Origin of the sequence: Brevundimonas sp. UBA2416, from assembly GCF_002343105.1 — a bacterium.
In the GTDB taxonomy this organism is placed as follows: domain Bacteria; phylum Pseudomonadota; class Alphaproteobacteria; order Caulobacterales; family Caulobacteraceae; genus Brevundimonas.
The window spans coordinates 1-10,886 of record NZ_DDRM01000022.1 but is presented as its reverse complement, the minus strand read 5'-3'; the positions used below and the strand labels follow the sequence as shown (position 1 = coordinate 10,886).

Sequence of the window (10,886 nt, the reverse complement as noted above, 5' to 3'; positions counted from 1 at the left end):
CTTGTCATCCCGGCCGAAGCGAAGCGGAGAGCCGGGACGGTGGTCGCAACCCCACGACCGTCCCGGAAGCGGCGCCAGCCGCTATCCGGGGCAAGGGTCAGGAGGACGCGCTGGTCGCCGCCCTGCTCCCGGCTCAGCCCTGCGGGCTGTCCGGGAGTGAGACATTGAGCGCTGTCCCGTCCCCGCTCTCCGCTTCGCTTCGGCGGGGATGACAAGGGACCTGTGAACGCCGCAGTGGGTCAAAAGAACAAAAAGGGAACATTCCGATTGACTCCGCCTCCTCCAATTGGCTGGATCGTCCCGGGTCGGCGGTTCATTGCGAGGAATAGAGATCATGCGTGCCGAAGACCGCATCGCCGCCCGCCTGCTGGAGGCCCTGGAGGGCCTCGACCTGACCAGCGCCGATGGCCGCGCCGGCATCAGCACCCTGCTGTCCGAGATCGAACGCGCCTGCCCCGGAGCCATCCTGCAACAGGCGGCGCGGATGGAGCTGCGGGCGGTGGGATGGCGGTCCCATTCCCGATTGGTCCCGATCATCGACGTTGAGCCCGGCGTCGGCAGGTCGGCGCTTTCGCCGGGTGTCTGAAGCCCCGGGACGGCTCTGCGACCTTGCATAGCGACGGTCAGTCGCGCAGGAACAGGGTGTCGCGTCGCGGCCGGGAAGATCACGACATGCGGGCTATTTCCAAACCGGTCTTGTACGCGATCGGCCTGGTGCTGGTCATTGCGGTCGTGGCGGGAGTCGCCCTGTCCCGACGCCCTGCCGAGGTCGCCGTTCTCGAGATCAGACCCCGGACGGTCGAGCAGGCCCTGTCAGTGGTCGGGCGCGCACGCTCGGCGCAGCTGGTGCAGGTCTCATCGCCCAACCCCGGCCAGGTCACTCGTCTGTTTCAGGATGAGGGAGACCGGGTCGCGGCGGGAGCCCCCCTGGCAGTCATTCTCGCGGCGGTCGAACAGGCGCAGACCGAGGCGGATGTGGCCCGGCTGCGCGCCGCCGAGGCTGAGGCGAGGGAAGCGCGGCTCAGCCATCAACGCACCCGGACCCTGTACGAGCGAGGCTTTGCCGCCAGGGCGGCGCTCGACGCCGCGCGTGCAGCGCTCGACACGGCGGAGGCCAATGTCGCGGCCGCTTCTGCCGCCGTGCGCGCGTCGGCCGAGCGAGCGCGGGCATTCACCATCGTCGCCCCGATGGCCGGTATTGTGCTGGTTCGTCCGATCGACAACGGCCAGGTGGTGGCGGCCGGCGAGACCCTGTTCGAACTGGGCTCGGCGACCGGCGTCGAGATACGCGCCGAGGTCGAGGAGGCCTATGCCGACGCTTTGAGGCCCGGCCAGATGGCCCGTGCTGCACTGTCCGGATCCACCGTCATCTTTTCGGCCCGGGTCACCGAGGTCTCGCCGAAGGTGGACTCCAGCACCGGCGGACGCATGGTCCGGCTATCGGCGGACGGCGGGCCGGATCTTCCGCCGGGCCGCTCCGTAGACGTGACCATCGTCGTGGATCAGCGCGAGGGTGCGATCGTCGTGCCGCGCAGCGCCGTGGTGGACGCCTCGGCTGCGGCCAAGGTCTATGTGGTGGATGCGGACAATATCGTTCGGCTTCGACCGATCACCATGGCGCGCTGGCCTTCGGTCAACGCGATTGTCGAAACCGGGTTGAGACCGGGCGACCGCGTCGTGCTGGATCCCGGTTCGACAAGCCCCGGCGCCCGGATCCGTCCCGTGGCGCCGATGTCGGGTGGATGACCCATGTTCGTCCTGCTGGTCGCGCGTCGGTATCTTTTTTCCAGCCCGTCACAGACCCTGCTTCTGATCACGGGCGTCGCGCTTGGCGTCACGGTCTTCGTCTTCATCACCGCCCTGATCGCCGGCCTGGCCACGCTGCTGACCGAACAGGTGACGGGCGACAGCGCCCACATCAGTCTTGAGCCGCCCACGCGTGTTGCGCGGGTCCTGGCGGGGCCGGACCTGCCGGTCGAATCCGTGGCGCTGGTTTCCACCTTCCAGCGGGAGCAGATCCGGAATTGGCCGATGGTGGTCGAGCTCCTGCGGTCCGATCCTGCGGTGACCGCCATCAGCGCCCGGATTTCCGGCAGCGCCTTTCTCGTCAAGGCCGAGGCCGTGAGGCCCGTATCGATCATCGGGCTGGAGCCACAGGGCATCGACGCCATCTCCGAGATCAGCCCGAACATCATTGAGGGCGATGGCGACCTGGGGGCTGACGGTCTGTTGATCGGTGTGCGGACGGCCGAACAACTGGGGCTTGGCGCCGGCCAGTCCGTCCTGCTGCGGACCGAGCGTGGCGTGGACCGACAGTTGACGGTCAAGGGTGTGTTCCGCACGGGCGTCCAGAGTCTGGACGAGCGCATAGCCTTCGTCTCCTTGCAGACCGCCCGGCCGCTTTTCGTCCTGCCCGAGGGTGTGACGAACATCGAGGTCAAGCTGAACGACCCGGAGGCCGCCCGCGCCAAGGCCCGGTTCCTGGGTGAGGCGACCGGTCTGCGCGCCACGCCCTGGCAGGAGAAGAATCTCGGGCTGGAGGACGCCCTGCAGGCCCAGGGGCGGACCGGCACCATGATCCAGGTCTTTTCGCTGATCTCGATCATCATCGGCGTGGCCAGCGCCCTTGTTCTTTCGGCCTACCGGCGCCGGAGCGAGGTCGGGATCATGCGGGCGTTCGGGGTGCCGAGCCGCTTCATTCTGCTGGTCTTCGTCCTTCAGGGCCTGTTGATCGGCCTGATCGGCGCCCTGATCGGCTGCGCCACGGGCTATGGCCTCTGTATCTGGATCGAGGGCATCACAAGGCCCGACGGCACATCCATCCTGCCGATCGCGCCGGAACAGGGCGGCTATGTCTGGGCCCTGGTCCTCACCACCCTCGGCGCGGTGGTGGCTTCCATCCTTCCCGCGCGCTCGGCGTCCAGGGTCGATCCACTGGAGGCGATCCAGCAATGACGAGAGTTCTGGAAGCGCTGGGGATCGAGAAGACGTTCCGCAACGGCGACGAGGAAACGCCCGTGCTGAAGGGCATCGACCTGACCCTCGACAAGGGCGAGCTGGTCGCCCTGCTGGGCGCGTCAGGGTCGGGAAAGTCGACGCTGTTGTCGATCATCGGCCTGCTGCTGGCCCCGACGGCCGGAAGCCTGACCATCAGCGGCGAACGGGTGGACGGTCTGTCGGAGAAGATGCGGGCGCAGTTTCGAAACCGCCGCCTCGGCTTTGTCTTCCAGTTCCATCACCTCCTGCCGGATTTCACGGCGATGGAGAATGTGGCCTTCCCCGCCGCCGCCCCGGCCGGCGGGATATCGCCGGCGATGCGTGAGCGTGCGCGGGACCTGCTCACGCGGGTGGGGCTGAAAGACCGTATCGACTTCCCGGCCACCCGCCTTTCAGGCGGGCAAAAGCAGCGCGTCGCCATCGCCCGTGCGTTGATGAACCGCCCGGACCTCATCATCGCCGACGAGCCGACCGGAAACCTCGATCGGGACTCCGCCAATCTCGTGCTGGATCTCATGCGCGAGGTTAACCGGGATGACGGCGCCACCTTCCTGATATGCACCCACGATGAAGGTGTGGCGGAACGGTGCAGCCGGCAATTGACCCTGGATGACGGGCGGTTGGCGTCCAATGTCAGTGAGCCTGTCGACGGCTTTACCGGCTAACCGGCCCTCAATGCGCCTCGTCCCAGTTCCCCGCCGCCCGCGCATCCACCACCAGCGGCACCGTCAGGGCCACGGCCGGTTCCGCCGCCCCCTCCATGGTGCGTTTGATCACGGCGATGGCGCGCTCGGCCTCGGCTTCCGGGGCCTCGAAGACCAGTTCGTCGTGGACCTGGAGCAGCATCTTCGTTGAGAGACCGGCCTCGACCAGCGCGCCCGGCATCCGCATCATGGCGCGGCGGATGATGTCGGCGGCGGCGCCCTGGATGGGGGCGTTGATGGCGGCGCGTTCGCCGAACTGGCGCTCGGCCCCCGACTTGGAATGGATGGCGGGGATGTGGATGCGGCGGCCGAAGACGGTGCTGACCATGCCGGTCTCCCGCACCTGGGCCTTGGTGGCGTCCATATAGGTGCGGATGCCGGGGAAGCGTTCGAAATAGGTCTTGATATAGTCGCCGGCCTCGCCCTGGCCGATGTTCAGCTGGGCGGCCAGGCCGAAGGCGCTGATGCCGTAGACGATGCCGAAATTGATCGCCTTGGCGCGGCGGCGGGTCTCGGGGTCCATCTGGTCGACCGGGACGCCGAACATCTCGCTGGCCGTGGCGGTGTGGATGTCGATGCCGGCGGCGAAGGCGCGCTTGAGTTCGGGGATGTCGCCGATGTGGGCCAGCAGGCGCAGCTCGATCTGGCTGTAGTCGGCGCTGATCAGGACATGGCCGGGGGCGGCGATGAAGGCCTGGCGGATCTGGCGGCCGGTCTCGGTGCGGATCGGGATGTTCTGCAGGTTGGGGTCGGAGGAGGCGAGGCGGCCGGTGGTGGCGGCGGCGAGCTGATAGCTGGTGTGGACCCGGTCGGTGGCGGGGTCGAGCGCCTCGATCAGGGCGTCGGTATAGGTGCCCTTGAGCTTGGCCAGCTGGCGCCAGTCCAGCAGGACGCGCGGCAGGTCGTGTGTGGGGGCCAGGGTCTCGAGGGTGGCGGCGCCGGTTTCCCACTGGCCGCTGGCGGTCTTCTTGCCGCCGGGCAGGTTGAGCTCGCCGAACAATATGTCGCCGATCTGTTTCGGGCTGCCGATGTTGAAGGGACGGCCGGCGATCTGGTGGGCCTGGGCCTCCAGCTCGGCCATGCGCAGGCCGAACTCTGACGACAGCCGCTTGAGGCGGTCGGGATCGACGCGGATGCCGGCCTGTTCCATGGCGGCGAGGACGGCGGGCATGCCGCGCTCGAGGGTCTCATAGACGGTGACGAGGTGGTCTTCGGCCAGGCGCGGCTTGAGGAGGCGCCAGAGCCGCAGGGTGACGTCGGCATCCTCGGCGGCATAGGCGGTGGCCGGTTTCAGGGCGACGTGTTTGAAGGATTTCTGCGCCTTGCCGGCGCCGGCGACCGCCTTGAAGGTGATGGGGTCGTGGCCGAGGTGGAGCCTTGAGAGCTCGTCCATGCCGTGGCCGTGCAGGCCGCCCTCGAGGACGTAGGAGATCAGCATGGTGTCGTCGATCGGGGCGACGCGGATGCCGCGCCGGGCCATGACGGCGAGGTCGTATTTGCCGTTCTGGGTGACCTTGAGGACGGCGGGGTTTTCCAGCAGCGTCTTGAGGCGGGCGAGGGCCGCGGGTTTGTCGATCTGGGTGAGGGGTTCGCGCTGCTCGGTCTCGCCGCCGAAGTCGAGGCCGCCGGCGTTGGCCGCCGGCTCGTGCTCATGCGTCAGGGGGATGTAGCAGGCGTCATTGGTGCCGATGGCCAAGGAGACGCCGCACAGGCCGGCGTGGGTGGCGCTGAGGGCGTCGGTCTCGGTGTCGAAGCCGATGACGCCGGCCTCGGTGGCGCGGGCGATCCACCGGTCCAGGTCTTCGAGCGTCTGGACGCAGGTGTAGGCGTCGGTGTCGAAGCCTTGCACTTCCGCCGGGCCGGTCGCGATCTGGCCGTAGCGGGGCGTGGCGACGGGGGCCGAGGGGACCTTGGGCCGGGTCACGAAGGCGGTGCCGTTGGTGGCCGGGGCCTTGCCGTCGCCGACGCGGTTGCGCAGCGAGCGGAACTCCATCCTGTCGAGGAAGGCGGCGAGCGCTTCCGGGTCGGGGTCGCGGATGGCGAAGTCGGAGATGGGCTCGGGGGCGGGGGCCTCGCAGTCGAGGCGGCAGAGCTCGCGGCTGAGCCGGATCTGGTCGGCGAATTCGATCAGGGTCTCGCGCCGTTTCGGCTGTTTGATCTCGCCGGCGCGGGCCAGCAGGGTGTCGAGGTCGCCATATTCCTCGATGAGCTGGGCGGCGGTCTTGGGGCCGATGCCGGGGGCGCCGGGGACGTTGTCGGTGCTGTCGCCGATCAGGGCCTGGACCTCGACGACCTTGTCCGGGGTGACGCCAAACTTTTCGAACACGGCCTCCTCGGCCAGGCGGCGCTCCTTCATCGGGTCCCACATGACGACCGAGGGGCCGATCAGCTGCATCAGGTCCTTGTCGGACGAGACGATCACGGCCTCGCCGCCGGCGTCGCGGGCGCGGCAGGCATAGGTGGCGATCAGGTCGTCGGCCTCCCAGCCCGGCAGTTCGATACAGTGGACCCCGAAGGCGGCGGTGGCCTCGCGGACCAGCGGGAATTGGGGGATCAGATCCTCGGGCGGGGCCGAGCGGTTGGCCTTGTAGAGGTCGTACATCTCATTGCGGAAGGTCTTCTCCGAATGGTCGAAGACGGCGACCAGATGGGTCGGGCCGTCGTCGCCCTTCATGTCGCGGATCAGCTTCCACAGCATGTTGCAGTAGCCCTGGACGGCGCCGACGGGCAGGCCGTCGGACTTGCGCGTCAGGGGCGGCAGGGCGTGATAGGCGCGGAAGATATAGGCCGAGGCGTCGATCATCCACAGCCGGACGGGAGAGTCCTCCGGGGCGCCGTCCTGCGAGGCGTCGGGTGAGGGCGAGTCGGGCGCGGCGTCGGTCATGCGGCGAACATAGGCGGGCGCGCCGCCGCCGTCACCGGCTCTACTGGCTTCGCAGGCCGGTGATCGTGCGGTTGGGGGCGATGTCCTCGGCCGAGGTTATGAGGTGAACGAGGGCCGGGCGGCCGGCGGCGCGGGCGGCGGCGAGGGCGGCCGGGAAGTCGGCGGTGGTCTCGCAGCGGATGCCGAAGGCGCCGAAGGCCTCGGCGTATTTGACGAAATCCGGGTTCACGAGATCGGTGGCCATGGTCCGCTGCGCGCCCGGATAGTGCATCTCCTGGTGCATGCGGATGGTGCCGTAGGTGCCGTTGTCGACGACCACGACGACGGCGTTGATGCCGTACTGGACGGCGGTGGCGATCTCCTGACCGGTCATCAGATAGTCGCCGTCGCCGGCGATGCAGATGACCTCACGGTCGGGATGAACCGATTTGGCGGCGAGGGCGGCCGGGTAGCCATAGCCCATCGCCCCCGAGGTCGGGGCCAGCTGGGTGCGGCAGGCGCGGTGGCGGTAGAAGCGGTGCAGCCAGGCGGCGAAATTGCCGGCGCCGTTTGTGACGATGGCCGTCGGCGGCAGGCTGTCGTGCAGATGCGCCATGCATTCGCTCATGTTCACCGCGCCGGTCACCGGCACGGGGGTCGAGAAGGCCACGTAGTCGGCATGGGCGGCGGCGGCCTCGTCATGCCAGGTGCGGCCGGGATCGATCGCCGACAGGGCGTGGGCGGCGAGGGAATTGTCGGCCGTGGCGCTGATCAGCGGGGTCCAGACCCGGCCCAGCTCCTCGGCGCCGGGGTGGATGTGGATCAGGGTGTCAGCCGTGCGGGCGCGGTCGAACAGGGTGTAGCCCTGGGTCGGGTTCTCGCCGAGGCGCGCGCCGATGGCGAGGATCAGGTCGGCGGCCTTCGCGCGGGCCGTGAGCTTCGGATTGCAGCCGAGGCCGAGGTCGCCGGCATAGTTGGGGCGGGCGTTGGACAGGATGTCCTTGCGGCGGAAGGACAGGCTGACCGGCAGGCCGATGCGCTCGGCCCAGTCGCCGATGGCGGCGGCGGCGTCTTCGGTCCAGCCGGAACCGCCGAGCACCAGCAGGGGGCGTTCGGCCTTCGCGAGACGCGCGCGCACCTGTTCGACGAAGCCGGGGGCCAGCGCGGCCTTCGCCGGCGTCACCGGACGGATCGGGGCGGGGCCGCCGTCGGCGTGGAGGATGTCCTCGGGCAGGGCGATGACCACCGGCCCCATCCGGCCCTGCAGGGCGGTGGCGAAGGCGCGCTCGACCACCTCGACGGTGCGTTCGGGGCTTTCGATCTCGGTGGCCCATTTGGCCAAGCCGCCGAAGACTTCGCGATAGTCGACCTCCTGGAAGGCGCCGCGGCCGCGGTCGGTCAGGGCGATCTGGCCGACGAACAGGATCATCGGGGTGGAGTCCTGGTGCGCCGTATGCACGCCGATCGAGGCATGGGTCGCCCCCGGCCCGCGGGTGACCATGCAGACGCCGGGCTTGCCGGTCAGCTTTCCATAGGCCTCGGCCATGTTGGCGGCGCCGGCCTCGTGGCGGCAGGCGATGACCTGGATTTTGTCGCGCACGTCGGCGAGGGCGTCGAGGACGGCGAGATAGCTCTCGCCCGGGACGCAGAAGACGCGGTCGATGCCGTTCATGACGAGGGTGTCGACGATGCGGCGGGCGGCGGTGTTGGCGGGCTGGCTCATGCGGGAGCGGTTAGCAGATCAGACCCCCGCTTGGCCATGCAACCCCACGGCCACGCTTGCGTTTATGGCCAAGGTTCAACGCCTGGAACGGAACACCCATGAAAAAGATCATCACCCTGACCCTCGTCGCCGCCGCCCTGGCCGTCTCGGCCTGCAACACTGTCGCCGGCGTCGGTCGCGACGTCTCCGCCGTGGGCAGCGCGGTCGCCGCGGGCGCCGAGGACGCGAAAAACTAGGTCGAACTTGTCATCCCGGCCGGAGCGAAGCGGAGAGCCGGGACGGCACTGGGCATCACCTTCCTCACCTCCCGGACAGCCCGCAGGGCTGAGCCGGGAGCAGGGTGGCGACCAGTTCGTCCTCCTGACCCTTGCCCCGGATAGCGGCTGACGCCGCTTCCGGGACGGCCATTGGGTTGGCTCCACCGTCCCGGCTCGCCGCTTTGCGGCGTCCGGGATGACAAGGGGTCCGGACCTTCGACGAACGTGCGCTAGTAGACCACGCCCGTCAGATAGAGCCCTGTGGACGGGGCCACGGGGCCGCAGGCGGCGCGGTCGCGGGCGGCCAGGGCCGCCGCCACATCCTCCACCTTCCAGCGGCCCAGCCCGACCTCGGCGAGGGTTCCTGTCATCGACCGGACCTGACGGTGCAGGAAGCTGCGGGCCTCGAAGACCAGATGCACCTCGTCGCCGATGCGTGAGACACGGGCGACATCGAGCGTCTTTTCCGGCGATTTCGACTGGCAGTTCACATCGCGGAAGGTGGTGAAGTCGTGCAGGCCGACGAGGCTCTGCGCCGCCGCCTGCATGGCGTCGGCGTCGAGGGATTTCCGCATATGCCAGACCCGGCCGGCGTCCAGCGCCGGCGGACCGGGGCGGTTGAGGATGCGGTACAGATAGCGCCGGCCGGTGGCCGAGAAGCGGGCGTGCCAGTCGTCCTCGACGCCCTCGCAGTCCAGCACCGAGATCGCCTCGCCGACCAGATGGGCGTTGAGGGCGTTCATCACTGTCTGCGCGGGCCAGGCCTTTTCCAGATCGAGGCTGATGACCTGACCGGTGGCATGGACGCCGGTGTCGGTGCGGCCGGCAGCGGCGAGGCGCACGGTCTCGCCGCAGAAGGCGGTGATGGCGGTCTCGACGGAGCCCTGCACGGTCGGCTGGTCGGTCTGGGCCTGAAAGCCGTTATAGGCCGAGCCGTCGTATTCGAGGGTGAGCCGGTACCGGGGCATGCCTGTTTCCCTATCGCTCGCCGCGCGGCGGCTCGCTGCTTGAGGGAAGGAGCACCGTTCCGGCCGGCAGCGGGAAGCCGCGCAACATTTCTTCGGCGGACTGGGCCGCCTTGCCTGCGCGTTGGACCCGGAGAAGTTCGACCGCGCCGTCGCCGCAGGCGATACGCAGGGCGCCGTCCAGCACCTGTCCGGGGGCGCCCGCGCCGTCGGGCGCGACGCGCGACATCAGGACCTTGATCCGCACCGGCCCATCCTCGCCGGGAACCTCGAACCAGGCGCCGGGGAAGGGCGACAGGCCGCGGATATGGGCATCGACCTCCGCCGCCGGCCGGGACCAGTCGATCCGGGCCTCGGCGGGGGTGATCTTCTTCGCATAGGTCGGCTCGCCGACCTGTTCCGTGCCTTCGACGCCGCCCCGCTCGATGGCGGCCAGCGCCCGGGGCCACAGCCCGGCGCCGATGTGGGACATCCGCTCGCCGAGGCTGGCGGCGGTGTCGTCGGCGCGGATGTCGAGGATTTCCGACAGGAGGATCGCGCCCTCGTCGAGGCCCTCGGACATCCGCATGATCTGGACGCCCGTCTGGCGGTCGCCGGCCATGATGGCGCGCTGGATCGGGGCCGCGCCGCGCCAGCGCGGCAGCAGCGAGCCGTGCAGGTTGAACGCGCCCAGCCGCGCCGCCTCGAGGAGTCGCGGCGGGAGGAGGTTCCGGTAATAGGCCGAGAGGATCAGGTCGGGCTGCAGCGACCGCAGGCGCTCGATCCACGCGGGGTCGTTGACGTCGTCCGGCGTGAACACCGGCAGGCCGCGTTCGTGCGCGAGCGCAGCCGGCGGGCGAAACCAGATGTTCTCGTCCGGATCGGCGGCGTGCGTGACCAGGCCCGCCACGGTGACGTCGCGGGCGAGCAGCAGCGCGAGGGCTTCCGCCCCCACCTCACTGTAGGCGAAGAGCAGGGGGCGCGGGGTCATGGGGCGGCAGGGTTCACGCGAGTGCTTCCGCCCTCCTGGGACGCTCAGCCGGAATGATGCCGGTGCGGTGGAGCCGCCTGTCCCCAGNNGAAGACCGGCAGGCCCATGGTCTCGGCGAAGGCCTGGACCGGCGAGGGCGTCAGCTTCTGGCCGCGCCCGCGCGGCTTCGGCGGCTGGGACCAGACTCCCACGATCTCATGCCCCGAGGCGATGAGCTCGGCCAGCGATGGCACGGCGAAGTCGGGGGTACCCATGAAGGCGAGGCGCATGCCCGCGCTTTGCCCTATGCGCGGGGCGGGGACAAGGCGGGGGGCGGGACGGGGCGGGGTTCAGGCGGGGGGGCGACGGCCGGCTTCCACCCTTAGCGGCGCGTTGCTGCGGCGCCTCGCAAGCGCTGGGGGCGGGCG

The 10,886-nt window shown here is 69.6% G+C and carries 9 protein-coding genes; 5 read left to right on the top strand and 4 right to left on the bottom strand.

Annotated elements, in window-relative coordinates; all coding sequences use genetic code 11:
* The first annotated feature begins 334 nt into the window (after positions 1-334).
* From B3E43_RS08240 to B3E43_RS08225, 4 genes are all read left to right on the top strand, one after another.
* Positions 335-586, top strand: coding sequence for a hypothetical protein (locus B3E43_RS08240; RefSeq protein ID WP_292028350.1), 252 nt, complete (start codon positions 335-337; stop codon positions 584-586).
* 86 nt (positions 587-672) lie between these two features.
* The gene (locus tag B3E43_RS08235; protein ID WP_292028348.1) at positions 673-1,746 is read left to right on the top strand and encodes an efflux RND transporter periplasmic adaptor subunit; all 1,074 of its coding nucleotides are present in this window, start codon (positions 673-675) and stop codon (positions 1,744-1,746) included.
* A 3-nt stretch (positions 1,747-1,749) separates the two neighbouring features.
* The gene (locus B3E43_RS08230; RefSeq protein ID WP_292028347.1) at positions 1,750-2,955 is read left to right on the top strand and encodes an ABC transporter permease; all 1,206 of its coding nucleotides are present in this window, start codon (positions 1,750-1,752) and stop codon (positions 2,953-2,955) included.
* Positions 2,952-3,662 carry an ABC transporter ATP-binding protein gene (locus B3E43_RS08225; RefSeq protein WP_292028345.1) on the top strand — a complete coding sequence of 237 codons (711 nt, stop codon included), beginning with the start codon at positions 2,952-2,954 and terminating at the stop codon, positions 3,660-3,662. Before B3E43_RS08230 ends, B3E43_RS08225 begins: the two co-directional genes overlap by 4 nt.
* Positions 3,663-3,669: 7 nt before the next feature.
* Here B3E43_RS08225 and polA read toward each other — a convergent pair whose 3' ends face one another.
* The gene (gene polA, locus B3E43_RS08220) at positions 3,670-6,585 is read right to left on the bottom strand and encodes a DNA polymerase I (protein WP_292028344.1); all 2,916 of its coding nucleotides are present in this window, start codon (positions 6,583-6,585) and stop codon (positions 3,670-3,672) included.
* Positions 6,586-6,625: 40 nt separating this feature from the next.
* Positions 6,626-8,287, bottom strand: coding sequence for a thiamine pyrophosphate-binding protein (locus B3E43_RS08215; RefSeq protein ID WP_292028342.1), 1,662 nt, complete (start codon positions 8,285-8,287; stop codon positions 6,626-6,628).
* 98 nt (positions 8,288-8,385) lie between these two features.
* Here B3E43_RS08215 and B3E43_RS08210 point away from each other — a divergent pair, with 98 nt between their 5' ends.
* Complete coding sequence (locus tag B3E43_RS08210; protein ID WP_292028340.1) at positions 8,386-8,523, top strand: entericidin A/B family lipoprotein; 138 nt, start codon at positions 8,386-8,388, stop codon at positions 8,521-8,523.
* A gap of 251 nt (positions 8,524-8,774) precedes the next feature.
* Here B3E43_RS08210 and truA read toward each other — a convergent pair whose 3' ends face one another.
* Both truA and B3E43_RS08200 read right to left on the bottom strand, forming a co-directional pair.
* Complete coding sequence (truA, locus tag B3E43_RS08205) at positions 8,775-9,512, bottom strand: tRNA pseudouridine(38-40) synthase TruA (protein WP_292028338.1); 738 nt, start codon at positions 9,510-9,512, stop codon at positions 8,775-8,777.
* A 10-nt stretch (positions 9,513-9,522) separates the two neighbouring features.
* Entirely contained in the window at positions 9,523-10,479 is a 957-nt protein-coding gene (locus B3E43_RS08200) for a methionyl-tRNA formyltransferase (protein ID WP_292028335.1), read from the bottom strand.
* Positions 10,480-10,886 lie beyond the last annotated feature (407 nt).